Below are 25375 nucleotides of genomic sequence, written 5' to 3' on the forward strand. Positions count from 1 at the left end.
CGTCGCGGGTACGACGCGCGCTTCGCTCCGACCACGCATCGCGATGTTTTCCACGATCCACGACTAAGGGTGACAGCACCACGTCACGAGACGTACCCAACACAGACCGCACCACCAGACCATCCACCACCGGAGCACCCCACTACATGTCCACCGACACCACCGCCGCCCCGACCACGCCGCAGGTCGCCGTCAACGACATCGGGTCGGAGGAGGATTTCCTCGCCGCCATCGACCAGACGATCAAGTACTTCAACGATGGCGACATCGTCGAAGGCACGATCGTCAAGGTCGACCGTGACGAGGTCCTGCTCGACATCGGCTACAAGACCGAGGGCGTCATCCCCTCGCGCGAGCTCTCCATCAAGCACGATGTCGACCCCGCTGAGGTCGTGTCGGTCGGTGAGTACGTCGAGGCCCTCGTTCTCCAGAAGGAGGACAAGGAAGGCCGCCTGATCCTGTCCAAGAAGCGCGCGCAGTACGAGCGCGCGTGGGGCACGATCGAGGCCCTCAAGGAGGCCGACGAGCCTGTCGAGGGCACGGTCATCGAGGTCGTCAAGGGCGGCCTGATCCTGGACATCGGGCTCCGCGGCTTCCTGCCGGCCTCGCTGGTCGAGATGCGCCGCGTCCGCGATCTGCAGCCGTACGTCGGCCGCAAGATCGAGGCCAAGATCATCGAGCTCGACAAGAACCGCAACAACGTGGTCCTGTCGCGCCGCGCATGGCTGGAGCAGACCCAGTCCGAGGTCCGCAGCGAGTTCCTCAACCAGCTGAAGCAGGGCCAGGTCCGCAAGGGCGTGGTGTCCTCGGTGGTCAACTTCGGTGCGTTCGTCGACCTCGGTGGGGTCGACGGCCTGGTGCACGTCTCCGAGCTGTCCTGGAAGCACATCGACCACCCGAGCGAGGTCGTCGAGGTCGGCCAGGAGGTCACGGTCGAGGTCCTGTCCGTGGAGATGGACCGCGAGCGCGTCTCGCTGTCGCTCAAGGCCACGCAGGAAGACCCGTGGCGGCTGTACGCCCGCACCCACGCGATCGGGCAGATCGTGCCGGGCAAGGTCACCAAGCTCGTCCCGTTCGGCGCCTTCGTGCGCGTCGAGGAGGGCATCGAGGGCCTGGTGCACATCTCGGAGCTGGCCGAGCGCCACGTCGAGATCCCGGAGCAGGTCGTGCAGGTCGGCGACGACTGCATGGTCAAGGTCATCGACATCGATCTCGACCGGCGGCGCATCTCGCTGTCGCTCAAGCAGGCCAACGAGGGCATGACGGTCGACACCGAGTTCGACCCCACCCGCTACGGCATGGCAGCCGAGTACGACGACCAGGGGAACTACATCTACCCCGAGGGCTTCGACGTCGACACCGGCGAGTGGAAGGAAGGCTTCGAGACTCAGCGCGAGGCCTGGGAGAAGGAGTACGCCGAGGCGCACACGCGCTACGAGCAGCACATCGCGCAGATCCGCAAGACCGCCGAGGCGGAGGCCGAGGCGGCCGCCGACGGCGGGGCTGCCAACTACTCGTCCGGTGGGGAGGCGGCCCCGGCGCAGACCGGCGGCTCGCTCGCCAGCGACGAGCAGCTGGCCGCGCTGCGGGAGAAGCTGTCCGGCGGAGCCTGATCGCAAGATCGCTATGACGGCCCCGGTGACCACTGGTCACCGGGGCCGTCCCGCGTTCGGGGCAAGGTTTGTCACGGTTCGGTGAGCGAGCGGGCGCGTCGGGTGATAACCGCCCTGTTCCGATCTAACGTGGAGACCATGCGCGGGGCGGGAGGCGGGCGCGCCGCGCGGGCGCTGCTCGCTGTCGCGCTCGCGCTGGCGATCGGTGGGTGCAGCACCTCTGAGGCCGAGCCGACGGCCGTGCCGACCTTCCCGACGGCCGCCGAGCAGGGGCCGGCCACCACGGCGGCCGACGACGGCCGCGTCATCCCGGTCGACTGCGGCCGCATCCTCGGCGCCCCCGATCTCGAGGCCGTGATGGGGCTCCCGCTGGGCTCGGTGTCCGTGCGCACCACCATCGGGGTCCCCCAGCCGGCCGTGGGCCGCGTCGAACGGGTCTCCTGTCGCTACACCCGCGTCGGCGACGGTGGCGGCAGGCCGCTGCTGGACCTCAACGCCACCGCCTACCGGGACGCCGCGGCCGCCTCCGCCCAGTGGCAGGTGAACGTCAGGGCGGAGTCGGGGGAGCGGCGTGACGTACCGCTCGGCAGCGCACCGGGTGTGCTCTTCGAGAAGCGGGGCCAGGCCGTGCTGATGGTCGCCCACTCCACGAGCAACCTGACGCTCGTGCTGCCGGACCAGCCGCTGCCCGGCGGGAAGACCCGCGCCGACGCGCTGGTGGACCTCGCCCTGCGGATACTCCCGGCCGTCTCGGCGGAGCCGGCGGCCGCACCCCCGCCGAACGAGCCGATGTCGCAGGCCGGCGCCGACCGATGATCCTGGCCGTGTCCCGCGGATCTCGACCGCGGGATTCGCGCCCAGATGGCCCCTGGCTGCGTTGTCGGCCCGACCGGGTATCTCGATACAACGGCTCGGGCCTCCGCCATGCCAGGAGCCATCTGGATCACGAATCCCATCGCCCGAGACCCACGGGACGCGGCCATGTAACCTCCCGCCGTGCTGCGCGTCGGCCTCACCGGGGGCATCGGATCGGGCAAGTCGACGGTCGCGCGCCGCCTGGTCGAGCGCGGCGCGGTTCTCGTCGACTCCGACGTGCTGGCCCGCGAGGTCGTCGCCCCCGGCACCGAGGGGCTCGTCGAGGTGGCCGCCGCGTTCGGCGACGGCGTGCTGGACGCATCCGGTGCCCTCGACCGGGCGGCGCTGGCGGCGGTCGTGTTCGGCGACCCGGCCGCCCTGCAACGGCTCAACGCGATCGTGCACCCGCGGGTGCGGGATCGGTCCACCGAGCTCATCGCCGCGGCTCCCGCGGACGCCGTGGTCGTACAGGACATCCCGCTGCTCGTCGAGAACGGCATGGCGCCGCTCTTCCCGCTGGTGGTCGTGGTGCACGCCGACGCGGAGGAGCGGGTGCGGCGGCTCGTGCGGCGCGGCCTGCCCGAGGCGGATGCCCGCGCACGGCTCGCCGCCCAGGCGAGCGACGACGCGCGCCGGGCGGCCGCCGACGTCTGGTTGGACAACTCCGGTGACGAGCGCGATCTCGACGCCGCGGTCGACGCGCTCTGGGAGCGGCGGCTCGTCCCGTTCGAGGTGAACCTGCGGGAGCGCCGGGCCGTCTCGGCCGGCGCGCCGCGGCTCGTCGGCCCGGATCCGGATTGGCCCGCCGCGGCAGAGCGCCTGCGGGCGCGCGTGGCCGCCGCGGTGGGTGAGCGCGGCCGCGGCGTGGCGCACATCGGGTCCACCTCGGTGCCCGGACTGCCCGCCAAGGACGTCATCGATCTGCAGCTCGGGGTCGAGTCGCTCGCCGACGCCGACGCCGTGCGCGACGACCTGCAGGACGCGGGCTTTCCGTGGCACCCGCGCATCGACCACGACAACCCGAGGCCGGCCGGCTCGCCGGTCTGGCCCAAGCGGGTGCACGGCAGCGCGGATCCGGGGCGGGTCGTGAACCTGCACATCCGCGAGATCGGCTCGCCCGGGTGGCGCTACGCGCTGCTCTTCCGCGACTGGCTGCGCGCCGACGCCGCGGCCCGCGCGGAGTACCTCGCCGTCAAGCTGACGGCGGCCGAACGGTACGCGGAGGACCCCGACGCCGACCGGTACGTCGAGGTGAAAGAGCCGTGGTTCGACGCAGCTTCGAGACAGGCCGACGATTGGGCCGCAACTTCCGCATGGGTCCCGTCGTTGGACTGAACGGAGGATGCTGCCGGTAACAGACCGGAGTAGTCCGTCGATGGAGGAGGCAAAGCATCTCCGTTCGGGTGAAGGGCGAGCTGTCGGGGAGGGGCGAGGAGTGACCGCTTCGGTCTCCCAGCGTGCCGATCTCGACGACGACGCGTCGGACGGCACCGAGCTGGTGCAGCGGCCCAGCCTCAGCACGCCTGCTGAGCTGCGTGTGGACTTCGGGGCCCACCTCGAAGCCAACTACCAGCGTCTCGTCGCGCAGCTGTACGCCATCACGCTCAACCCGGGCGAGGCCCACGACGTCGTGCAGGACGCCTACTCCCGGGCGTGGCGCAGCTGGGTGGCGATCGGTCGCACCCCCGACCCGAGCGCGTGGATCCGGCGCGTCGCGGTCCGTTCCACCATCCGCAGCTGGCGGGGAGCGCTGGCCCGCTTCGGGATCGGTCGTCCGCGGGCCATCGGCACCGGCGTCGACGACCGCACCCGGGCCATCCTCAGGTCGCTGGCTCGGCTGTCGCCCGCGGAGCGGCGCGCGGTCGTCCTGTTCCACATGGCCGGTGCCACGGTCGAGGAGATCGCGGCCATCGAGCAGGCGTCCGAGACGCTGGTCCACGCCCGGCTGACGCGCGGCCGCCACGTCGTCACGGAGGGGATGGCCGACGTGCTCCCCGACGTGCTGGGCGACGCCGCCGCCACCGGTTACGCCCCCGGCTACGGGCTCGACGGTGCCGGGCCGGCGAGATCCGATGACCACGGGCTCGACGACCCCGATGCCCACAATCCCGCTGCCCACGACTACGAGGGAGGTCGTCGGTGACGGACGGCTACGAGCGCATCACCGACGAGCTGCGCAGGCTCGACGACGAGCTGGCGACCGCTGTCACGCTCCCCTCGGTGGACACGGTCATCCGTCGGGCGCGCACGCTCAACCGGGCCAGCACCGCGGCCGCGGCGGCGGTCCTCACCGTCGGCGCGCTGGGCGCCACAACGGCGGTCGCCCAGCTCACGGTGCCGAGCCAGGCCATCGACCCGGCCGCAGCCATCTCGGCCGACACCGGGCCGTCCACGCGGGTCGGGGCCGGGGCGTCGCTGCCCGTCGAGGAAGAGCCCACGTCCTCCACCGAGGAGACGACCTCGGAGGACGCACCCGTCGAGGACCCGGTCCCGGCTCCCGCGCCCGGTCCCGACCCGGCGCTCGCCGCGCCGCCCCCGCCCGTGCTCCCCCCGCCGCCTGCCGTCGTCCCCACCACCGCGTCGTCGCCGCAGACCACCACCACGCGGAGGACGGAGAACAACGACGAGGGCGACGAGGACGAGACGTCCAAGCCGACGAAGCCGACCAAGCCGCCGAAGCCCACGTCGAAGCCCCAGCCGACCAGCGACCCGGACCCGACCAAGGACCCCACGGAGACGAACGACCCCGAGCCGACCTCGGAACCCGACCCCCCGACCTCGGGCTAGGGACGCTCCTTCCAGCTCAGCTCGATCCCGAACGTCGCGAGCCATGCGTTCAGGTCGTGGTCGTGGCTCGCCAGTCCGTCCACGGCGCGGTAAGCGGTGTGCATCGCCGACTCGGCCGCGGCGGGAGCGAGCAGGCCGAGCGCCACTGCCGCCACGAACTCGTCGACGTCCACCACGGTCGCGTCGTGGCCCGTGCGCACCACGATGTCCAGGTAGTGGTCGGTGAGCACCCAGCGCCCGCCGTCCCGGACGATCTGGCAGATGTCGAGGTAGAAGTCCTGCTCCCGGGCATGGCCCGGGTTCCACCACCAGTCCGTCACGCACAGGCCGAGATCGGGCAGGAGCCATGACTCCACCCAGTGCGCCGTGGGCCGGTTGACCATCGCCCGGCTCATGTAGAGGCCGAACGGCGTCTCGCGGAACTCGTCGACGGGGCGCCGGAAACCCTTGGTGTCGGTGTTCACGCGGGCCGGGACGTCGAAGGTCACGGTCTTCGGCGGGTGCACGGAAACCGATGCTGCCAGTTCTTGTCGGGCCCAGCTCGTACCCTGGACGGCGTGGCATTCGCGACTGAGGTTCCCGGCAGCGCCGCGCTCCCGGACGTGCCGGTGGCGCACTCGGAGTTCCGCCCCGTCGGGGAGATCCCCCGCACGGGCGGCCGCTTCGAGGTCGTCAGCCCGTACCGGCCCGCGGGCGACCAGCCTGCCGCCATCGAGGAGCTGGAGCGCCGGATCAATGCCGGTGAGCAGGACGTCGTGCTGCTCGGTGCCACCGGCACCGGCAAGTCGGCCACCACCGCGTGGCTGATCGAGCGGCTGCAGCGGCCCACGCTCGTGATGGCGCCGAACAAGACCCTCGCGGCGCAGCTGGCCAACGAGCTGCGCGAGATGCTGCCCAACAACGCCGTCGAGTACTTCGTCTCGTACTACGACTACTACCAGCCCGAGGCCTACATCGCGCAGACCGACACCTACATCGAGAAGGACTCCTCGATCAACCAGGACGTCGAGCGCCTGCGCCACTCGGCCACGATGAACCTCCTGTCCCGGCGCGACGTCGTCGTGGTGGCCTCGGTGTCCTGCATCTACGGCCTGGGCACGCCGCAGTCCTACCTCGACCGGTCGGTGAAGCTCGAGGTCGGTGCCACCGTCGAGCGCGACACGCTGCTCCGTGCGCTCGTCGACGTCCAGTACACCCGCAACGACCTCGCGTTCGCCCGGGGCACGTTCCGGGTCCGCGGCGACACCGTGGAGATCATCCCAGCCTACGAGGAGCTCGCGATCCGCATCGAGTTCTTCGGCGACGAGGTCGAGGCGCTCTACTACCTGCACCCGCTCACCGGCGACGTCCTGCGCCAGGTCGACGACGTGCGCATCTTCCCTGCCACCCACTACGTCGCCGGCCCGGATCGGATGGAGCGCGCCGTCCGCGACATCGAGGCAGAGCTCGAGGAGCGGCTCGCGGAGTTCGAGCGGCAGGGCAAGATGCTCGAGGCGCAGCGGCTGCGGATGCGCACCCAGTACGACCTCGAGATGATCCGCCAGGTCGGGTTCTGCTCCGGCATCGAGAACTACTCGCGCCACATCGACGGCCGCGGCGCCGGCTCCGCGCCCGCCACGTTGATCGACTATTTCCCCGACGACTTCCTGCTGGTCATCGACGAGTCCCACCAGACGGTCCCGCAGATCGGTGGCATGTACGAGGGCGACATGTCGCGCAAGCGCAACCTCGTCGAGTTCGGGTTCCGGCTGCCGTCGGCGGTCGACAACCGGCCGCTCACGTGGGAGGAGTTCACCGACCGGATCGGCCAGACGCTCTACCTGTCCGCCACGCCCGGCCCCTACGAGCTCTCCCGCACGGGCGGGGAGTTCGTCGAGCAGGTCATCCGCCCCACCGGCCTCGTCGACCCGAAGGTCGTGGTCAAGCCCACCAAGGGCCAGATCGACGACCTGGTCCACGAGATCAGGGAGCGCAGCGACCGCGACGAGCGCGTGCTGGTCACCACCCTCACCAAGAAGATGGCGGAGGACCTCACCGACTACCTGCTCGAGCTGGGTATCCGGGTGCGCTACCTGCACTCCGAGGTCGACACGCTGCGCCGGGTGGAGCTGCTGAGGCAGCTGCGGCTCGGCGAGTACGACGTGCTGGTCGGCATCAACCTGCTCCGCGAGGGCCTCGACCTTCCCGAGGTCTCGCTCGTCGCGATCCTCGACGCCGACAAGGAGGGCTTCCTCCGTTCCGGCACGTCGCTGATCCAGACGATCGGCCGGGCGGCCCGCAACGTGTCGGGCGAGGTGCACATGTACGCCGACAAGGTCACCGAGTCGATGCAGTACGCCATCGACGAGACCGACCGCCGCCGCGCCAAGCAGGTCGCCTACAACGAGGCCAACGGCCTCGATCCGCAGCCGCTGCGCAAGAAGATCGCCGACATCCTCGACCAGGTCTACCGGGAGGCCGAGGAGGTCCCCGTCGGCGGGTCCGGGCGCAACCAGTCCCGTGGCAAACGCGCCGCGGGCGAGCCCGGCCGCGCGCCGGCCGCCGCCAGCTCGGGCATCGTCGCCCGGCGCGACACCGCCAACATGCCCCGCGCAGAGCTGGCCGACCTGGTCCAGCAACTGTCCGACCAGATGCTCGCCGCGGCCCGCGACCTGCAGTTCGAGCTCGCCGCCCGGATCCGCGACGAGATCGCGGACCTCAAGAAGGAGCTCCGCGGGATGGACGCGGCCGGGATCCGCTGAGGCCGTCCCGGCTCCGGATGGGCGGTGGCCGCCGGGGGCGGGGCAGGCCGTGATCGTCGGGTGGGTGCGCCAACGGCCGGATATGGCCGTGTGCGCACCCACCTGGTGATCTTGCGCTCTCGTGTCGTCGTGATCGTCGCTCGGGTGCGTTGACGGCCGGATGTGGCCGCCTGCACACCGGGACGCTGATCATGGGTGCGGATGAGGGCCGGCGCCGCAGGGGTGGGCGTCGTGCGGGGCCACGGTCGGGCTACCGTGGCGGGGGAGCTAGGTAGGGGAGGGAGACAAGCGTGACGGTTGTCGGCGCGTCGACCGCACGCACGCCAGTCGCTCCGCGGCTGCTCCAACTTCTCCGCACGCCGTCGCGCGTCGTGCCGGTCACCGTGCCGCTCCTCGCGCTGGCGCTCGCGGGGCTCGTGGCGCACACCGGCGGCCGGCACATCGACCTGGAGGTCTACCGGTTCGGGGTGCAGGCCTGGCTGGCAGGCGGGGACCTCTACGGACCCTTGCCCGTGACCTCGGGGAACATCGCGCTGCCGTTCATCTACCCGCCGTTCGCGGCACTGCTGATGGTGCCGCTCGCGGTCGTGCCGTGGGTCGTCGCGTGGGTGGGGCTGCTCGGGCTCTCGGCGCTGTCGCTCGGCGCCACCCTGTACGTCTTCGCGCGGCGGCTGTGGCCGTCCGGCGGGCGGGCCGGCGCCCTGTCGGTCGCGTCGATCGCGCTGCCGCTCGCGCTGGTCGTTGAACCGGGGCGGGCCATCGACTTCGACCACCCCGTCCCTGGCCGTCCGGCGCTCGGGCTCGAGCCGGTGCTGCAGACGATCGAGTTCGGGCAGATCAACCTCGTGCTGATGGCGCTGGTCGCCCTCGACTGCCTGGTCGCCAGGCCGAAGTGGCCGCGCGGCATGCTCATCGGTGTCGCCGCGGCGATCAAGCTGACGCCCGCGGTCTTCGTGCTGTTCTTCCTCCTGCGCCGGGACTACCGCGCCGCTGCCACGTCTGCCGTCTCAGGGATCGTCGCCACCGTGATCGGGTTCGTCGTGGCGCCCACGCAGTCGTGGGAGTTCTGGTCCGACCCGGCCGGCGGGGTGAGCGGCTCGCCGTTCTTCACCAACCAGACGTTCGAGGCGATGCTGGTTCGGGCCGGGGTCGACGGCACGCCGCGCACCGTCGCATGGCTCCTGCTGTCGGTCGTGCTGCTCGCGCTCGCCGCCCCCGCGATCCGGCGGGCGCCCGCGCCGCTGGCGCTCGTCACGCTCGCGGCCGTCGGGCTGCTGGTCTCCCCGACGTCCTGGTCGCACCACTGGGTGTGGGTGGCGCCCGCGCTGCTCGTCGCCGCGGCCACCGCGTGGGCGCAGCGGTCGGCCGTGTGGACGGCGGTCACGGTGGCGATGGCGGCGGTCTTCGTCGTCGCGCCACACCAATTCGTCCACCCCCGCGGCGGGGAGCAGGAGCTGACGTGGACGCCGCTGCAGCAGGCCGTCGACGGTACCTACGTGTGGTTCACCGTCCTGCTGATCGTCCTGCTGTGGTTCTCGCAGCGGTCCCGGGCGAAAGCCTCCCCATGACCGAGGACACGGCGATGCACGACGAGCTCGTCGCGTACTGCCTGGCCAAACCGGGCGCCGTCGAGGACGAGCCGTGGGAGGGCGACGTCGTGGCCAAGGTCGGCGGGAAGATCTTCGCGTTCCTCGGTGGCGGTGGGCTGGGCGTCAAGTGCGGTGCGACCGAGGACGAGGCCGCGGAGCTGCGCCACCGCTACCCGGAGCACGTCACGGTGATGCCCTACATCGGCCGGCACGGCTGGAACAGCGTGCGGGTCGACGGCACGATCCCGGACGAGGAGCTGCGCGAGCTCGTCGACGAGTCCTACGACGCGATCGTCGCCAAGTTGCCGAAGCGGCTTCGCCCGACTGGGGGATGACGCGGCAAACTGCAACCCATGGCGATCCCCCTCCAGATCACTGTGGACGCGCGCGACCCCAGGCGGCTGGCCGCGTTCTGGGCGGTGGCTCTCGGGTACGTGCTGCAGCCGCCGCGGCCGGGATATCTCGTGAGCAGCGGCGACGGCGCGCGGGAGGAGCAGTACACCGCGATCGTCGACCCCGCGGGCATCGGGCCGCGGATCCTGTTCCAGCGCGTGCCCGAGCCGAAGAAGCTGAAGAACCGCGTGCACCTCGACGTCAACGCCGGGCACGGTGCCCTGGACCGGCGGGCGGCCGTGCGGTCGCACATGTCCCAGCTCGTGGCCGCGGGCGCCAGCATGGTGCGGGAGATGCGGGAGGAGAGCGGCTGGTGGATCGTGCTCACCGATCCCGAGGGGAACGAGTTCTGCCTGCAATGAGCGAGCGGAGCGAGCGCGCGAAGCGCCGGCTGAGCGTCAGCGAGGCCGAGCGGTGAGCGAGTCCGCCTCTGCGCGCAGCGCGTCGAGCACGCTCGCGACGGCGGGCCGTTCCGCCGTGCTCGTGCGCACCACCGCCTCCACGAGCCGGCCCGCGCGGACCCCGGCGAGCGGACGTACGACGAGCCTGCGGCCACCACGGTCGTCGGTGGAGTAGCGGGGCAGCAGCGCGATCCCGTGCCCGGCCGCCACCAGCTCCTCGGTGACGGCGAAGTCGTTGATCCGCTGCACCACCCGCGGCGTGGAGCCGGTGGCAACCGCGAGCGATCGCAGGATGTCGTCGACGGGCCAGCCGACGCCCACGCTGATCCAGTCCTCACCTGCGAGCTCCTCGAGCCGCAGCCGTCTCCGCCGCGCGAGCCGCTGCCGCGGTGGGAGCGCGACGTCGAGCGGTTCGCGCAGCAACGGGACGACGAGCCACCGGGTGGTGGGCGGCGGGGGCGCCGTCTCGTCGCGGTGGCTCACCACGACGTCGAAGTCGGCGGCGAGGGCGGGCACGTCGGTGGGGGTCATGTCGACGTCGCGGCACAGCAGATCGACGCCGGGCATCGCGTTCACGCGCCGCAGCAGCCCCGGGAGCAGCATCCGCGCCCCGGACGGGAACAGGGCGACCCGCACCTGTCCACGCGGCTCCGTGCGCAGCCGCTCCACCGCGGCCTCGGCCCGCGCGAGCGCGGTGAGCACCCCCTCGGTCTCGGCGACGAGCGCGTGCCCGGCGTCGGTGAGGCGCAGCCCGCGTCCCGCCGGCTCGGTGAGCGGCATGCCGACCTCCTCGGCGAGCGCCTTGAGCTGCTGGGAGATCGCGGACGGGGTGAACGAGAGCGCGGCGGCGACCGCCGTGACCGAGCCACGGTCGGCGAGCTCACGCAGCACCCGCAGCCGCTGGACGTCCATGAAGCGATCCTAAAGAGTCGTTTCAGAACATTTCGCTGGTCTGTGTGGTCGTCAGCCCGAAGACTGCGAGGACGTGACCATCCGCCACCGCCTGCTCGCGGGGTTCGTCGCCATCCTCTGGGGCGGGAACTTCATCGCGATCCACGTCGGGCTGGAACACTTCCCCCCGCTGTTCCTGGCCGGGATCCGGTTCCTGGTGCTCGCCGTGCCGACGGTCCTGCTGGTGCCGTGGCCCCGGGTGCCGCTGCGCTGGTTGCTGGGGTACGGGGTCGGGTTCGGCACCGTGCAGTTCATCTTCCTGTTCATCGCGATGGACATCGGGATGCCGACCGGGCTCGCGTCGCTGGTGCTGCAGTCGTCCGCGCCGTTCACGGTGCTGCTCGGGGCGCTGCTCCTGCGCGAGCGGATCTCGCCGCGGCAGGGGATCGGCATCTCGATCGCGCTGCTCGGGTTCGTGGCGATCGCGGTGTCGCGGGCACAGGTGGCCGCCGTGCTTCCGGTGCTGCTCACCCTGCTCGGGGCGCTGGGCTGGGCGTTCGGCAACCTCGCCAGCCGCCTTGCCGCGGCGCCGAACCCGATGCACCTGACGTTGTGGGCGTCGGTGGTGCCACCGATCCCGCTGCTGGCGATGTCGCTGATCTGGGAGGGCCCGGCAGCGGGCTGGGAGGCGGTGCGCGCCGCCGTCACACCCGCGGGCCTGCCCGGCGTCGTGGCGCTCGGGTACATCGCGGTGCTGGGCACGCTGATCGGATCGGGGCTCTGGGTCGGGCTGATGCGGCGGTACCCGGCCGGGGTAGTGGCGCCGTACTCGATGCTCGTGCCGGTGGTGGGTATCGGGCTGGCCGCCACGTTGCTCGGCGAGCGGCCGAGCGTGGTGGAGCTGGTGTCCGCGGCGGTCATCGTCGGGGGCGTGCTGCTGGGCACGCCACGTCCCGCGCCGATCGTGGTGTCGACGAAGAGCATCGCGCCTGCCTAGTGTGAGCCCGGGTGATGCTCATGAGTGCGGACGAAGGGGTCTGCGCGCTCCGGCCGGGCACGGATATCGGCCGGCACGCTCGCATGCTCGCCCGCGTCCACGACGCGCTGCTCTCCGGCGACCGGCCGCCTGCCGCGCCGCGCCGGCTCGTCGCGCGGTCCTGGGAGCGGGTGCGGGCGCAGGGCGTCGATCCCGACCTCGGCCATCCGTCCGGCCCGTTGCCTCCGACCGAGGTGGAGCGGCGCCGGGTGGGGAACCCGCTGCAGCGGGTGCTGCCCGAGCTGCGCGCCGCGCTCACGTCGGTGGCCGACGACGCCACGCACATCATGGTCATCACCGATGCCGAAGGCAGGCTGCTCTGGCGGGAGGGGGCGGCGCAGGTGCGCCGCCGCGCCGACCGGCTCGGCTTCACCGAGGGCGCCGACTGGTCGGAGGCCAGCGTCGGCAGCAACGCCATAGGCACCGCCCTCGCCGAGGCGGCCCCCGTGCAGATGTTCGCGGCCGAGCACTTCGTGCGGTCCCACCACGTCTGGACCTGCACCGCCTGCCCCGTGCACGACCCGCGCTCCGGTGAGCTGCTGGGTGTGGTCGACGTCAGCGGGCCTGCGCACACCGTGCACCCCACGACGGTTGCGCTGGTCGGCACCGCGGTGAAGCTCGCGGAGGCGAGCCTGTGGCGTCAGCACGAGGGTCGGCTCGAGGCGCTGCGCGGGCTCGCGGCCCCGATCCTCTCCCGCCTGCGGGGCGCGGGCCTCGTCGTCGACGAGCACGGCTGGGTCGCGGCCGCCACCGGCATGCCGAGCGTGGAGCGCGTCGCGGTTCCGCGGGCCGGCCGGCCGGTCTCGGTGCACGGCGTGGGCATGCTCGTGCCCGAGCCGGTGCCGGGCGGGTGGCTGCTGCGGGTGGAGGACGCCGCCCGGATCCGCCTCACCCTCGACCTCGACGCCCGCCCGCCGCGGGCCGTCGTCGACGGGTCGGCGCGCTGGGTGCACCCGTTGTCCACGCGGCACGCCGAGGTCCTCGTGCTGCTGGCCACCGCAGGCCCGGCGGGGATGGACGCCGGCGCGCTGTCGTCGGCGCTCTACGGCGATCGCGACCACCTCGTCACGGTCCGCGCCGAGATGTCGCGCCTGCGCCGGTCGCTGGGCGGCCTGCTGCTCGCCCGGCCCTACCGGATCGCTCCCGAGGTCGAGGTGTCCGCGCCCGACCCGGCCGCGTCGGCGCTGCTGCGCGGCTCCACGGCGCCGGGCGTACGCCGGCTCGCCGCAGGTCGCTAACCAGATTCCAGGCAGTCACGCATGCGGCGGAGATCGGCGGCGATGTTCCGGTGCACCTGGCGGGCGAGCAGCGGGGTGGCCCACCCGAAGAACCTGCCGGGGCTGCCGGTGGCGCGGATCGTCACCAGGGTTCCGTCGGCGTGTGCCTCGAGCTCGTAGCGGACGGTCATCGGGAACGGGCGGTCGACCTGCAGCTCGACCAGCCGGTCCGGTTCGTGCCGGGTGACGACGTAGCCGTAGGTGAACCGGCGGCCGAGGAACCGTGCGGTCCGAACGACGGTCGCTCCCTCGACGAGCGGGCCGGGTTGCGCCGGGGTGCTGGCGGTGATGCCGCCGGTCCACCGCAGATCGTTGGCGGGGTCGAACATGAACGCGGCGACCTCGGCCGGGGAGCGGTGCACCACCACGCTCGGCCGGACATCAACTGTCATGGCGGGCCCATCAGCGCTAGTCGGGGTCGGGGAAGTCGGACCGGCGCTCCTCGAGGTGGTCCTGGGAGATGAGTGTCCTCCGGCCCGCCCGGCGTTACGGGGCGAGCCGGGTGCAACCTCCGTGCAACTGTTGTCCTGCCGCCCAGATCAAAGTGAGGTGGATCACGCGGGGCGCCGGGGCCTCGCGGAGCCTCGGAGGCGTGGGTGCAGCAGGGCGGGTCGAACGGGCGGGTGCGGCCGTCCGGTGCGACGGGGCTGCCGGTCGTGGGGGGCTCGGCCGTCGGCATCGTCGCCAACCCGATGTCCGGGCGGGACATCCGCAGGCTCGTCGCGCAGGCCTCGGTCTTCCCGAACGCCGAGAAGACCAACATGGCGCTGCGGCTCATCGCTGCGGCCGGTGCCACGGGCGTCGGCCGCGTCCTGATGTCGACAGACGGCATGGGCGTCGCGGCCGGGGTGCTGCGGGCCCGGGACAAGCGCCGTCCGGGGGCCGCGCGGTGGCCCGAGCTGGAGTTCGTCGAGCTCGACGCGATCTCCGGTACGGCCGAGGACACCCGCGTGCTGGTGCGGCGGATGGTGGCCGCGGGGGCGTCGGTGATCGTCCTGCTCGGTGGCGACGGAACGGTCCGGGCGGCCGCCGCGGCGAGCGGGGACGCGGCGCTGCTGCCGCTGTCGACCGGCACGAACAACGCGTTCCCCGAGATGTGGGAGGCGACGGTCGCGGGCACCGCCGCCGGGCTCGTCGCGACCGGCCGGGTTCCGCTCGCCGATGCCAGCTACCGGGCGAAGGCCCTGCACGTGGTCGCGGGCGCGACCCACGAGCTCGCCCTCGTCGACGCCTGCGTCTCGACCGTGACGCACGTCGGCTCACGGGCGCTCTGGCAGCCGGCCACCTTGCGCGAGCTCTACTGCGCCTTCGCCGAGCCGCACGCCATCGGCCTGTCCAGCGTCGCCGGGTTGCTGCACCCGGTGAGCCGCACGGCGCCGGGTGGGGTGGTCGTCCGGCTCGCCGAGGACTCGACGCAGACCGTGCTGGCCCCGATCGCGCCCGGGGTCGTCGCGCCGATCGGCGTGCGGTACGCCGGCCCGCTCGCAGCAGGCCGGCCACATCCGGTCGAGCTCGAGCGCGGCACCGTCGCCGTCGACGGCGAGCGGGAGATCGAGTTCGGGCCGTCGACCCCCGTCACCGTCACGCTCGCGCCCGACGGGCCTCGCGTGCTCGACGTGCGCACCGTCCTGGCTGCCGCGGCGCAGCGGCGGCTGCTCGAACCAGGTGTTCTGGAGGTCACATGAAGGCGGCACGGTTCCACGGCAGGGGCGACATCCGCGTCGACGACGTCCCGGACCCGCAGGTCGGGCCCGGTCAGGTCGAGGTCAGCGTCGACTGGTGCGGCATCTGCGGCACCGACCTGCACGAGTTCCTCGAAGGCCCGATCTTCATCCCGAACAGGGGCGCGCCGCACCCGATCACCGGCGCCGAGTTGCCGGTCGTGATGGGGCACGAGTTCGCGGGCGTCGTGTCCGCGGTCGGCACCGGCGTGACGGGCGTGCGGGAGGGTGACCGGGTCGCCGTCGAGCCGTACTACGTGTGCGGCGAGTGCGTCGCCTGCGCGTCGGGGCGCTACAACATCTGCCGGAAGCTCGGGTTCGTGGGCCTCTCCGGCCCGGACGGTGGGTTCGCCGAGCGGTGCGTGGTGGACGCGCGCTGGGTGCACCCGCTCGGCGACATCCCCACCGACATCGGGGCCCTCGTCGAGCCGCTGGCCGTCGGGTACCACGCCGTGCGGCTCTCGGGACTGCGGCCCGGTGGGACGGCGGCCGTCTTCGGGGCCGGGCCGATCGGCCTCGTGACGACGGCGGCGCTGAAGGCAGCCGGAGCGGGAAAGGTCGTCGTGGTCGAGCCCGCGGCAGCGCGCAAGGCGAAGGCGGCCGGGGCGGGCGCGGACGAGATCCTCGACCCGGCCGGCACCGATGTGCCCGACGCGATCCGCGACCTCACCGGGGGCGGAGCGGACGTCGCGTTCGAGTGCGCGGGCGTCGACGCCGTGCTGGCGGCCGCGATCGGCTCCGTGCGGCCCGGCGGCACCGTCGTGAACGTCGCGATCTGGGGCCACGTGCCGCGGGTGGCGATGAACGACCTCGTGCTGTCGGAGGTCAGCGTGATCGGCTCGCTGGCCTACTGCGGCGACCACGCCGACACGATCGCCCTGCTCCGCGACGGGAAGGTCGACGCAGAGCAGTTCATCACCGGCCGGATCGGCCTGGCCGACCTCGTCGACGGCGGCTTCCGGGAGCTGATCGACAACAAGGAGGAGAACGTGAAGATCCTCGTCTCGCCGAAGGAGCTGTAGATGACCGGAACGCTGTCCACCCCCACGTCCCAGGAGCTCACGCCCGACCAGCTCCTCCAGGCCTACCGCGTGATGCGGACGATCCGTGACTTCGAGGAGCGGGTGCACGAGGAGTTCGCGGGCGGCGACATCCCCGGGTTCGTGCACCTGTACGCGGGTGAGGAGGCGTCCGCCGCTGGGGTGTGCGCCCACCTCGACGAGCGCGACGCCATCGCCTCCACCCACCGCGGTCACGGCCACTGCATCGCCAAGGGCGTGGACGTCGCGGCGATGATGGCCGAGATCTACGGCCGCAGCACCGGGTCGTGTCGCGGCAAGGGCGGCTCGATGCACATCGCCGACCTGTCCAAGGGCATGCTCGGCGCGAACGGCATCGTCGGCGGCGGCCCGCCCCTCATCTGCGGCCGCGCGCTGGCGTCCAAGCACAAGGGCGACGGCGGGGTCGCGGTCGCGTTCTTCGGCGACGGCGCCTCGAACCAGGGCACCACGCTCGAGTCGTTGAACCTGGCCACGGTCTGGAACCTGCCCGCGATCTTCGTGGCGGAGAACAACGGTTACGCCGAGTCGACGTCGTCGAGCTGGTCGGTGGCGAGCGACGACATCGCCGACCGGGCCGCCGCGTTCGGCATGCCGGGCGTGATCGTCGACGGGTTCGACTTCTTCGCCGTGCACGAGGCGGCGGGCGAGGCGATCGCGCGGGCCCGTGACGGCGGTGGGCCGACGCTGATCGAGGTCAAGTTCACCCGCTACTTCGGCCACTTCGAGGGAGACCAGCAGCTCTACCGCGGCGCCGAGGTCGCCGACGCCCGCGAGCGCCTCGACTGCCTCAAGCGGTTCCGCGCGCGCGTCACCGACGGTGGGCAGCTCTCCGCCGACCAGCTCGACGGGATCGACTCGGAGGTCGCCGCCGCCATCGACGAGGCCGTCGTTGCCGCCAAGGCGGCGCCGAAACCCGGCCCGGACGACCTGCTGACCGACGTCTACGTCTCGTACTGATCGGAGGGACTCGAGATGGCACGCAGCATCACCTACCGCGAAGCGATCAACGAGGCGCTGGCCCAGGAGATGGAGCGCGACGAGCGCGTGATCGTCATGGGCGAGGACAACGCGGGCGGCGAGGGCTCGCCCGGTGAGATGGACGCGTGGGGCGGGGTCCTCGGCGTCACCAAGGGCCTGTACGGGAAGTTCCCGGGGCGGGTGCTGGACACCCCGATCTCGGAGTCGGCGTTCATCGGCGCGGCGATCGGGGCCGCGACCGGCGGGCTCCGCCCGGTGGCCGAGCTGATGTTCATCGACTTCATGGGCGTCTGCTTCGACCAGATCTTCAACCAAGCCGCGAAGTTCCGGTACATGTTCGGCGGCAAGGCCGTCACGCCCGTCGTGATCCGCACGATGTGGGGTGCCGGCCTGCGGGCCGCCGCGCAGCACTCGCAGTCGCTGCTGCCGGTGTTCACGCACGTACCTGGCCTGAAGGTCGCGGCGCCGTCCAACGCGTACGACGCCAAGGGGCTGATGATCCAGTCGATCCGCGACGACGACCCGGTGATCTTCGCCGAGCACAAGATGCTCTACGACACCTCGGCGGACGTACCGGAGGAGAGCTACGCGATCCCGTTCGGTGAGGCGAACATCGTGCGCGAGGGGGACGACGTCACGATCGTCGCGATCGGGCGGATGGTGCACATGGCGCTGGAGGCGGCCGAGGAGCTGGCCGGTTCCGGCGTGCAGGCCGAGGTGATCGACCCGCGCACCACCAGCCCGCTCGACACCGAGACGATCCTGGAGTCGGTGGAGAACACCGGCCGCCTGGTCGTCGTCGACGAGTCGAACCCGCGCTGCTCGCTCGCCACGGACATCGCGGCGACCGTCGCACAGGACGCGTTCGGGTCGCTACGCGCGCCGATCCAGCTGGTGACCGGCCCGCACACGCCCGTGCCGTTCTCCGACTCGCTGGAGGACCTGTTCATCCCGGACGCGGCGAAGATCGCCGGTGCGGTGAAGAGGGCGGTGGACTATGCCCGATGACCGCATCCAGCGGGTGACGATGCCCAAGTGGGGCCTGTCGATGAAGACGGGCAAGATCGTCGACTGGTTCGTGTCGGAGGGCGACACGGTCGCCAAGGGCGACGACATCGTCGACATCGAGACCGACAAGATCGCCGGCACCCTGGAGTCGCCGGTCGAGGGGCCGGTGCGGCGGATCATCGCCGAGCCGGGCACGGACCTGCCGGTCGGGGCGGTGCTCGCCGTCGTCGCCCCGGCGGACGTGCCCGACGCCGAGATCGACGCCGTCGTCGAGGAGGCGAAGGCGGCCGTCGCGTCCGGGGCCCTCGAAGCCGACGACGAGCCGGAGCCGCAGCTCGTCGAGGTCGGCGGGCGGACGATCTCCTACCTGGTGCTGGGGCCCGATGACGCAGGTGATCCCGTCGTGCTCGTGCACGGCTACGGCGGGGACAAGAACTCCTGGTTGTTCGTGCAGCAGCCCCTCGCGGAGGAGGGGCACCGGGCGGTCGCGCTGGACCTGCCGGGGCACGGCGCGTCCACCAAGGACGTGGGCGACGGGTCGCTGCAGACGCTCACCGAGACCGTCTCCGGGTTCCTCGACGCGCTCGGCATCGGCCGGGCGCATCTCGTCGGGCACTCGCTCGGCGGGGCCGTCGTGGCGGCGGTGGCGAAGGCGGCGCCGGGGAAGGTGGCGTCGCTGACGCTGATCGCCCCGGCCGGGTTCACGCCGGAGGCCGACGCGGAGTACCTGCGCGGGTTCGCGGCGGCGTCCTCGCGGCGGGAGCTGAAACCGCTGGTCGGACGGCTGTTCGCGGACGAGGCCCTCGTCACGCGCCAGCTCGTCGACGACCTGCTGCGCTACAAGCGGCTCGACGGCGTCGACAAGGCGCTCACGGCCGTGCTCGGCACCCTCCTCGACGGCGACCGGCAGGCGATCGACACACCGGCGCTGCTGGCGGGCGTTGACGTGCCGGTGACGGTGGTGTGGGGCGCGTCCGACCGCATCGTTCCGCTGCCGGAGGGGGTGGAGCTGACCCGGGTGGCCGCCGGGCACATGCCGCACATGGAGGCTCCCGGCGAGGTCCTCGCGGCCGTCCGGGCTCGCCTCTGAAGGGTCGTGAGTGGATACGCGCGCTCCAGCACGCGTATCCGCTCACGACCTACTCGGCGAAGGCCTCCCGCAGGGTGTCTTCCTGGTCCTTGGACAGGTTGGTGAACAGCAGGTCGGCACGCTGGCCTGCGAAGGCGTCCTGCACCTTGTCGCGGACGGCGTCGGACGTGAGCACGAACAGCGCCGACGTGCCGGGCGTGATCTGGTCGCGGGTCCGTTTGATGAACTCGTCGTCGATGCCGACATCGGAGAGGGTGCCGACCAGCGCGCCCGCCGCGGCGCCGATCGCCGCGCCGAGCAGCGGCACCAGGAACAGCAGGCCGAACAGCATGCCCCAGAAGGCGCCACCGAGCGCGCCGGCACCTGCCAGGTTGTGCAGCTGGCGGGTCTTGGGCTTCTTCGCGTCGGCCGGCCAGGACACCGTCGCAGCGTCGTGGACCGTGATCAACTGCTGTTTCGACAGGCGCTCGAGGGTGTTGACGGCCTTCTCGGCGCCGTCGGGAGTGTTGAAGCGCCACACGGAAAGGGTGGACATCGCTCTCCTTCTTCGCCGGGCTCCGGGTGGCGCCGATCGTGTTGGTTGGGGCCTTCGGCCTGCCTCCTCCGGAGGGGGTGAGACGTCCTAGAAGTCGACCTCGTCCCGGATCAGCGGACAGGTCATGCAGTGCCCACCACCGCGCCCGCGGCCGAGCTCGGCGCCGACGATCGTGATGACCTCGACTCCTGCCTTGCGCAGGAGCGAGTTGGTGTAGGTGTTGCGGTCGTAGGCGAACACCACACCGGGCTCGACGGCGACGAGGTTGTTGCCGCTGTCCCATTGCTGGCGCTCGGTGGCGTAGGCGTCACCGCCGGTCTCGATCACGCGGAGCGCGGGCAGGTTCAGGGCTTCGGCCACGACGTCGACGAAGGCGAGCTTCTCCTCGGTGACCTCGACCGGGTCCCGGTCGCCAGGGCGCAGGGTGAAGGCGTGGATGCCGTCGACGATGTTCGGGAAGACCGTCACGCAGTCGCGGTCGGCGAAGGTGAAGACCGTGTCGAGGTGCATCGCAGCGCGCAGCTTCGGCATCCCCGCGACGATCACGCGCTCAGCCGCCTCGTTCTCGAAGAGGGCGGCGGCGAGCTGCGTGATCGCCTGTCGCGAGGAGCGCTCACTCATCCCCACCAGCACCACACCGTTGCCGACCGGCATCACGTCGCCGCCCTCGAGCGTGGCAAGGCCCCAGTCCCGCTCCGGGTCGCCCCACCAGATCGTGGCGCCCGCGAAGTCGGGGTGGAACGTGTAGATGGCCTTCATCAGCAGCGTCTCGTCCTGGCGGGCCGGCCAGAACAACGGGTTGAGGGTCACGCCGCCGTAGAGCCAGCACGTCGTGTCGCGCGTGTAGAGCGTGTTGGGCAGCGGCGGCATCAGGTACTCCGGCACCCCGGCGCTCTCGCGGGCGAGCGCGATGTAGCCCGGCCGGAAGCCGTCGGGCAGATCGACGGTGGACAGGCCGCCGATCAGGTACTCCGCCAGCGTCCGCTCGTCCAGGCTCTCCAGAAAGGCGCGGGTGTGGTCGACGAGGCCGAGGCCGACCTCGTTGGGGACGATCTTGCGGTCGAGCAGCCACGCCTTCGCCTCGGGGACCGCCATCGTCTCGCTGAGCAGGTTGTGCAGCTCGACGACCTCGACGCCCCGCTCGCGCATCTTGCTCATGAAGTCGAAGTGGTCGCGCCGGGCGTTCTGCACCCACATGACGTCGTCGAACAGCAGCGCGTCGCAGTTGGTGGGGGTCAGGCGGGTGTGGGCGAGCCCCGGCGCGCAGACGAGCACCTTGCGCAGTGTTCCCACCTCGGAGTGGACACCGAAGGTAGCTGCTTTGAAGGTTGTTGCCGAGTCGGGTGTCGGGATCGGGTTGGCCATGGGTGAGCTCCTCCTAGATGGTGATCAGGCCCGTGGCGAGCCCGGCGATTCCGAGGACGGCCAGTACGACGGCGACGATGAACAGGACCAGCTCCGCCGGGGAGAACACGCGCCGGTGCTGCTCGCGGCGCGCCATGACGAACAAGATCGTGCCCGGGGCGTAGATGATGAACGAGAGCAGCAGGAACTCCAGGCCCGCGGCGAAGATGAGGAACGTGGTGTAGACGACCGCGATCACGGCGAACGCCAGCTCCTTGCGGCGGGTGCCCCCCGCAGCGCCGATCTGCAGGGCGTATCCGGCGGCCAGCAGGTAGGGGATCAGCGAGAGCGAGCTGCAGAGCTTGAGCGTGAACGTGAAGGCGTCGTCGGAGAAGAGCGTGATCGCCAGCACGGCGGTGATGAGCACGCTGGTCATGACGAGCGCGGCCACCGGCACGCCGTGCGCGTTCTCGCGCCGGAGGAAACGCGGCATGTCGTCGTCCTTGGCGGCGACGAACAGCACCTCGGCCGCCATGAGCGTCCACGCCAGGTAGGCGCCGAGCACCGAGACGATCAGCCCGATGCCGATGAACCCCGCGCCCCACGGACCGACCACGGACTCGAGCACGCCCATCATCGACGGCTGCCGCAGCTCGGCCAGGTCGCCGCGGGGCAGCGAACCGTAGGACAGCAGCGTCACGGAGGCGAACAGGGCGAGCACGCTGAGGAAGCCGAGCACGGTCGCGCGGCCGACGTCGGAGCGCTTCTGCGCGTACCGGGAGTAGACGCTCGCCCCCTCCACCCCGAGGAAGACGAACACCGTGATCAGCATGGTCGCCCGCACCTGCTCGTACAGCCCGCCGAACGACCGGTCCTCGCCCCAGAAGTTGGCGGCGAACACGTCGGCCCGCAGTGCGACGGCCAGCACCACGACGAACACGAGGATCGGCACGAGCTTGGCGATCGTCACGATCCTGTTGATCGCGGCCGCCTCCTTGACGCCGCGCAGGATCAAGAAGTGGAAGGCCCAGACTCCGACCGCCGAGACGGCCACCGCGATCAGCGTGTCGCCCTCCCCGAACCCGGGGACGGCCACGCCGAGCGTCGATTTGATCAGCACCCAGTAGCTGACGTTGCCGACGCAGGCGCTGGCCCAGTACCCGAAGGCGGAGAAGAAGCCGGGGAACTCGCCGAACCCGGCCTTGGCGTACGCGTAGACGCCTGCGTCGAGCTCCGGCTTGCGGACCGCGAGGGTCTGGAACACGAACGCGAGCATGAGCATGCCGACGCCCGCGATCACCCAGGCGATCACCGCGCCCAGCACGCCGGTGGCCTGCGCGAAGTTGCGCGGCAGCGAGAAGACGCCCGCGCCGACCATCGACCCGACCACCATCGCGGTCAGGGTCATCAGCGGCATCTTCTGCTGTGCCTTGACGTCGGTGCTGGTCATCGGGGGACTCCCCTCATGCGTCGGCCGGCTCGGCCTTCTCGACCTTGAAGCCGGTGAACCCGTAGGTCACGCTCAGCAGTGGGCTCGCGATGTTGAAGAAGCAGAAGGGCAGGTAGACCAGGGTCGGTACGCCCAGCACGGCGCCCATGAACGCTCCGCAGGAGTTCCATGGCACCAGCGGCGAGGTGACGGTGCCGCTGTCGGCGGCGAGCCGGGACAGGTTCGTCGGGGCCAGGCCGCGTTTGGCGAACTCGGCCCGGTAGACCTTGGCCGGCATGACGAGGGCGATGTACTGGTCGCCTGCGACGACGTTGAGCCCGAACGCGGTGGCGAACACGGTCAGGAACAGCCTGCCGGTGCCCTTCGCGGCCCGGATCATCGGATCGATCAGCCGGCCGATCAGCCCGAACTCCTCGAGCAGCGTGCCGAACGTGACCGCGCCGATGATCAGCCACAGAGTGAGCAGCATGCTGTCCATGCCGCCGCGCGAGAGCAACTGGTCGATGTCGGCGATGCCCGAGTCCATCGAGAAGCCGGTCGCCATCGCCTGCCACACGGCCGTGATTCCGGCGCGCACCGGGTTGAGACCGGGATCGGCGACGAAGTCGCGCACGACCGCGTACTGCGTGAACACCCCGAGGGCACCGGCGAAGAGCGCCGCGGCCATCAGTGCGAGCGAGGCGGGGGCCTTGCGGACCGACAGCACGACCAACAACAACAGCGGCAGCAAGTTCAGCGGGGTGATCCAGTAGATGTCGCCGATGGCGCTCAGCTCGCTGCCGGTGTCGCCGACGTCGGTCGCCGCGGGCCCCCAGAACAGGCCGATCAGCAGGAACAGCACGAACCCGATTGCGAAGGCGGGCACCGAGGTCCAGGCCTGCCGCTTGATGTGCTCGTAGACGTCGACCTTGACGAGCTGGGCGGTCAGGACGGTGGTTTCCGAGAGCGGGGAGAGCTTGTCGCCGAGGTAGGCACCCGAGATCACCGCCCCGGCCGTGATTCCCGGTGAGATGCCGAGCATCGCCGCGATGCCGACCAGCCCGACGCCGATCGTGCCCGCTGTGGTCCACGAGCTGCCGATCGACATCGCGATGATCCCGCAGATCAGCGCGGTCGCGGCGTAGTACCAGGTGGGCGAGAGCACCTGGATCCCGTAGTAGACGAGCGTCGGGATCGTGCCCGACAGGTTCCAGGTGCCGATCAGCGCACCGACGGCGAGCAGGATGAAGATCGCGCTGGTGATCGAGGAGACCGCGCGCTGGCCTGCGGCCTGGATGTCCTCCCAGCGGTGCCCGTTCTTCAGCACCACCAGTGCGGCGATCATCGCGCACAGCACCAGCGCCACCTGGATCGGACCGTCGAGCGCGTCGAGGCCGAACAGCGCCAGCGACCCGCCGATCAGCACGACCAGCGCGACCAGCGGGATGACGGCATCGGCCAGTGACGGCTCGCGTACGGCCCGACGGGTGACGGCGTCTGTCACGGCGTGAACGGTGCGGCATCCCGGCGCTCCTCGGCCTCCTCCGCTGCGGGGGAGACGTGCGCGGCGCGAACGCCTGCCGACGAGGTCAGCAGCGCGTCCGCCCATCCGGCGCGCGGGTCCGTGTCCACCAGCAGGGCCTTGGCGAGGAGCGTCAGCGGGATCGCGAGGACGGCCCCCACCGGGCCGAGCAGCCAGCCCCAGAACACCAGCCCGACGAAGGTGATGGTGACCGAGAGACCGACGGCGTCGCCGATGAAGTGCGGTTGGACGAGGGAGGTGACGACGAAGTTGAGCACGGTGTAGATCACGATCACGACCAGCATCAGCCGCCAACCCCCGATGAGCAGGGCGAGGATCGCGGGCGGCAGGACGCCCAGGAAGAACCCGACGTAGGGGATGTAGTTCGTGATGAACGCCAGCAGTCCCCACAGCACCGCGAGCGGGATGCCCAGCATGGCCAGCGCGATGGTGTCGAGGACCGCGAGCCCCAGCCCGAAGATGGTGGTGACGACCAGGAAGCGCCGGGTTCCCGCGGAGAAGCGACCGAGCGCCTCGGCGATGCGCGGGCGATCCCGGCCGATCATTGCGATCCGCGCCCCGCCACCCGACGACTCGATGCAGAGGAACAGCATCAGGGACAGCAGGAACACGACGTTCGCGGCGAGGCCGGCCAGCCCGGCCAGCAGCCCTCCGATGAGCGCGATGATCCTCCGTAGGTCCAGCTCGCCCGCGATCCCCCGCAGCTGCTCCGGCCCCACGCCGAGCTCACGCAGCGCCCTGGTGCCCCCACCCACGAGTGCGTTCGCCGACGAGGCGTACTGGGGGAGGAGCGTCGCCAGCCGGGACACCGAGACCAGGAGCACACCTGCCAGGACGAGGACGACCGCGTAGACGGTCAGCAGCAGAACGGTCGTCGACAGCCACCCGGGTACGCCGACGCGTCGTAGCCACTGATCCACCGGCCTGACCACGATGACGATGACGAGCGCCAGGAACGCGGGGCCGATCAGCCATGCGGTCGCCTGCACCCCCGCGGCCACGACCGTGGCCGCCGCGGCACCGACGAGGACGACGAAGGCTCGTGGTAGCGCGCTCGGTCGCGGCGGCGCTCCCACCGGCGGT

Annotated in this window: 24 protein-coding genes; 16 read left to right on the plus strand and 8 right to left on the minus strand. The window is 71.5% G+C overall.

What is annotated here, in order from left to right; all coding sequences use genetic code 11:
* The first annotated feature begins 146 nt into the window (after window positions 1-146).
* The 5 genes from rpsA to K1T35_RS15955 all read left to right on the plus strand — a co-directional run bounded on the left by rpsA (window position 147) and on the right by K1T35_RS15955 (window position 5255).
* On the plus strand, window positions 147-1613 hold the full coding sequence (gene rpsA / locus K1T35_RS15935) for a 30S ribosomal protein S1 (RefSeq protein ID WP_220260930.1): 1467 nt from the start codon (window positions 147-149) through the stop codon (window positions 1611-1613).
* A 138-nt stretch (window positions 1614-1751) separates the two neighbouring features.
* Window positions 1752-2429, plus strand: a complete 678-nt coding sequence (locus tag K1T35_RS15940) for a hypothetical protein (RefSeq protein WP_220260931.1) — start codon at window positions 1752-1754, stop codon at window positions 2427-2429.
* Window positions 2430-2609: 180 nt separating this feature from the next.
* Window positions 2610-3803 (plus strand): dephospho-CoA kinase, encoded by a 1194-nt coding sequence (gene coaE, locus K1T35_RS15945; RefSeq protein ID WP_220260932.1) that lies wholly within the window; start codon window positions 2610-2612, stop codon window positions 3801-3803.
* A 100-nt stretch (window positions 3804-3903) separates the two neighbouring features.
* Window positions 3904-4611, plus strand: coding sequence for an RNA polymerase sigma factor (locus K1T35_RS15950; RefSeq protein ID WP_220260933.1), 708 nt, complete (start codon window positions 3904-3906; stop codon window positions 4609-4611).
* The gene (locus K1T35_RS15955; RefSeq protein WP_220260934.1) at window positions 4608-5255 is read left to right on the plus strand and encodes a hypothetical protein; all 648 of its coding nucleotides are present in this window, start codon (window positions 4608-4610) and stop codon (window positions 5253-5255) included. The genes K1T35_RS15950 and K1T35_RS15955 overlap by 4 nt, the downstream gene beginning before the upstream one ends.
* Here the strand turns inward: K1T35_RS15955 and K1T35_RS15960 are convergent.
* Window positions 5252-5761: a DUF402 domain-containing protein gene (locus K1T35_RS15960; protein ID WP_220260935.1), complete on the minus strand. Its 510-nt coding sequence runs from the start codon at window positions 5759-5761 to the stop codon at window positions 5252-5254. The two genes, K1T35_RS15955 and K1T35_RS15960, sit on opposite strands and share 4 nt — an antisense overlap.
* 51 nt (window positions 5762-5812) lie before the next feature.
* On the opposite strand from K1T35_RS15960, the gene uvrB reads away from it, so the two are divergent.
* The 4 genes from uvrB (at window position 5813) to K1T35_RS15980 (ending at window position 10340) form a co-directional block, all read left to right on the plus strand.
* A complete protein-coding gene (uvrB, locus tag K1T35_RS15965) occupies window positions 5813-7996 on the plus strand; it encodes an excinuclease ABC subunit UvrB (RefSeq protein ID WP_304940856.1) in 2184 nt (727 codons plus the stop codon).
* 290 nt (window positions 7997-8286) lie between these two features.
* The gene (locus tag K1T35_RS15970; protein ID WP_220260936.1) at window positions 8287-9564 is read left to right on the plus strand and encodes a glycosyltransferase 87 family protein; all 1278 of its coding nucleotides are present in this window, start codon (window positions 8287-8289) and stop codon (window positions 9562-9564) included.
* Window positions 9561-9920: an MmcQ/YjbR family DNA-binding protein gene (locus K1T35_RS15975; protein ID WP_255621956.1), complete on the plus strand. Its 360-nt coding sequence runs from the start codon at window positions 9561-9563 to the stop codon at window positions 9918-9920. Before K1T35_RS15970 ends, K1T35_RS15975 begins: the two co-directional genes overlap by 4 nt.
* Window positions 9921-9938: 18 nt before the next feature.
* Window positions 9939-10340 carry a VOC family protein gene (locus K1T35_RS15980; RefSeq protein WP_220260937.1) on the plus strand — a complete coding sequence of 134 codons (402 nt, stop codon included), beginning with the start codon at window positions 9939-9941 and terminating at the stop codon, window positions 10338-10340.
* A gap of 36 nt (window positions 10341-10376) precedes the next feature.
* On the opposite strand, the gene K1T35_RS15985 is transcribed toward K1T35_RS15980, so the two are convergent.
* Window positions 10377-11291 (minus strand): LysR family transcriptional regulator, encoded by a 915-nt coding sequence (locus K1T35_RS15985; RefSeq protein ID WP_220260938.1) that lies wholly within the window; start codon window positions 11289-11291, stop codon window positions 10377-10379.
* 73 nt (window positions 11292-11364) lie between these two features.
* Between K1T35_RS15985 and K1T35_RS15990 the strand changes: the two genes are divergently transcribed.
* Both K1T35_RS15990 and K1T35_RS15995 read left to right on the plus strand, forming a co-directional pair.
* Window positions 11365-12267 (plus strand): EamA family transporter, encoded by a 903-nt coding sequence (locus K1T35_RS15990; protein WP_220260939.1) that lies wholly within the window; start codon window positions 11365-11367, stop codon window positions 12265-12267.
* Window positions 12268-12287: 20 nt separating this feature from the next.
* On the plus strand, window positions 12288-13544 hold the full coding sequence (locus tag K1T35_RS15995) for a GAF domain-containing protein (protein WP_255621957.1): 1257 nt from the start codon (window positions 12288-12290) through the stop codon (window positions 13542-13544).
* Here K1T35_RS15995 and K1T35_RS16000 read toward each other — a convergent pair.
* Window positions 13541-13975: an SRPBCC family protein gene (locus K1T35_RS16000; protein ID WP_220260940.1), complete on the minus strand. Its 435-nt coding sequence runs from the start codon at window positions 13973-13975 to the stop codon at window positions 13541-13543. The two genes, K1T35_RS15995 and K1T35_RS16000, sit on opposite strands and share 4 nt — an antisense overlap.
* A 204-nt stretch (window positions 13976-14179) precedes the next feature.
* Here K1T35_RS16000 and K1T35_RS16005 point away from each other — a divergent pair, with 204 nt between their 5' ends.
* The 5 genes from K1T35_RS16005 to K1T35_RS16025 are packed head-to-tail and all read left to right on the plus strand — an operon-like array spanning window position 14180 to window position 19441.
* Window positions 14180-15268 carry an NAD(+)/NADH kinase gene (locus K1T35_RS16005; protein WP_255621958.1) on the plus strand — a complete coding sequence of 363 codons (1089 nt, stop codon included), beginning with the start codon at window positions 14180-14182 and terminating at the stop codon, window positions 15266-15268.
* Entirely contained in the window at window positions 15265-16326 is a 1062-nt protein-coding gene (locus K1T35_RS16010) for a 2,3-butanediol dehydrogenase (protein ID WP_220260941.1), read from the plus strand. Before K1T35_RS16005 ends, K1T35_RS16010 begins: the two co-directional genes overlap by 4 nt.
* Window positions 16327-17322 (plus strand): thiamine pyrophosphate-dependent dehydrogenase E1 component subunit alpha, encoded by a 996-nt coding sequence (locus K1T35_RS16015; RefSeq protein WP_220260942.1) that lies wholly within the window; start codon window positions 16327-16329, stop codon window positions 17320-17322.
* Window positions 17323-17337: 15 nt separating this feature from the next.
* A complete protein-coding gene (locus tag K1T35_RS16020) occupies window positions 17338-18351 on the plus strand; it encodes an alpha-ketoacid dehydrogenase subunit beta (protein ID WP_220260943.1) in 1014 nt (337 codons plus the stop codon).
* A complete protein-coding gene (locus K1T35_RS16025; RefSeq protein WP_220260944.1) occupies window positions 18341-19441 on the plus strand; it encodes an acetoin dehydrogenase dihydrolipoyllysine-residue acetyltransferase subunit in 1101 nt (366 codons plus the stop codon). The genes K1T35_RS16020 and K1T35_RS16025 overlap by 11 nt, the downstream gene beginning before the upstream one ends.
* 49 nt (window positions 19442-19490) lie before the next feature.
* On the opposite strand, the gene K1T35_RS16030 is transcribed toward K1T35_RS16025, so the two are convergent.
* From K1T35_RS16030 to K1T35_RS16050, 5 genes are all read right to left on the minus strand, one after another.
* Window positions 19491-19976, minus strand: coding sequence for a DUF1269 domain-containing protein (locus K1T35_RS16030; protein WP_220260945.1), 486 nt, complete (start codon window positions 19974-19976; stop codon window positions 19491-19493).
* An 87-nt stretch (window positions 19977-20063) separates the two neighbouring features.
* Window positions 20064-21341 carry an arginine deiminase gene (locus tag K1T35_RS16035; RefSeq protein ID WP_220260946.1) on the minus strand — a complete coding sequence of 426 codons (1278 nt, stop codon included), beginning with the start codon at window positions 21339-21341 and terminating at the stop codon, window positions 20064-20066.
* Window positions 21342-21354: 13 nt separating this feature from the next.
* Window positions 21355-22770 carry a basic amino acid/polyamine antiporter gene (locus K1T35_RS16040; protein WP_220260947.1) on the minus strand — a complete coding sequence of 472 codons (1416 nt, stop codon included), beginning with the start codon at window positions 22768-22770 and terminating at the stop codon, window positions 21355-21357.
* A 13-nt stretch (window positions 22771-22783) separates the two neighbouring features.
* Window positions 22784-24253, minus strand: coding sequence for a Na+/H+ antiporter NhaC (nhaC, locus tag K1T35_RS16045; RefSeq protein WP_255621959.1), 1470 nt, complete (start codon window positions 24251-24253; stop codon window positions 22784-22786).
* Window positions 24250-25368 carry an AI-2E family transporter gene (locus K1T35_RS16050; RefSeq protein WP_220260949.1) on the minus strand — a complete coding sequence of 373 codons (1119 nt, stop codon included), beginning with the start codon at window positions 25366-25368 and terminating at the stop codon, window positions 24250-24252. Before K1T35_RS16050 ends, nhaC begins: the two co-directional genes overlap by 4 nt.
* Between the last annotated feature and the right edge of the window lie 7 nt (window positions 25369-25375).

Origin of the sequence: Pseudonocardia sp. DSM 110487 (assembly GCF_019468565.1) — a bacterium.
Taxonomy (GTDB): Bacteria; Actinomycetota; Actinomycetes; order Mycobacteriales; family Pseudonocardiaceae; genus Pseudonocardia.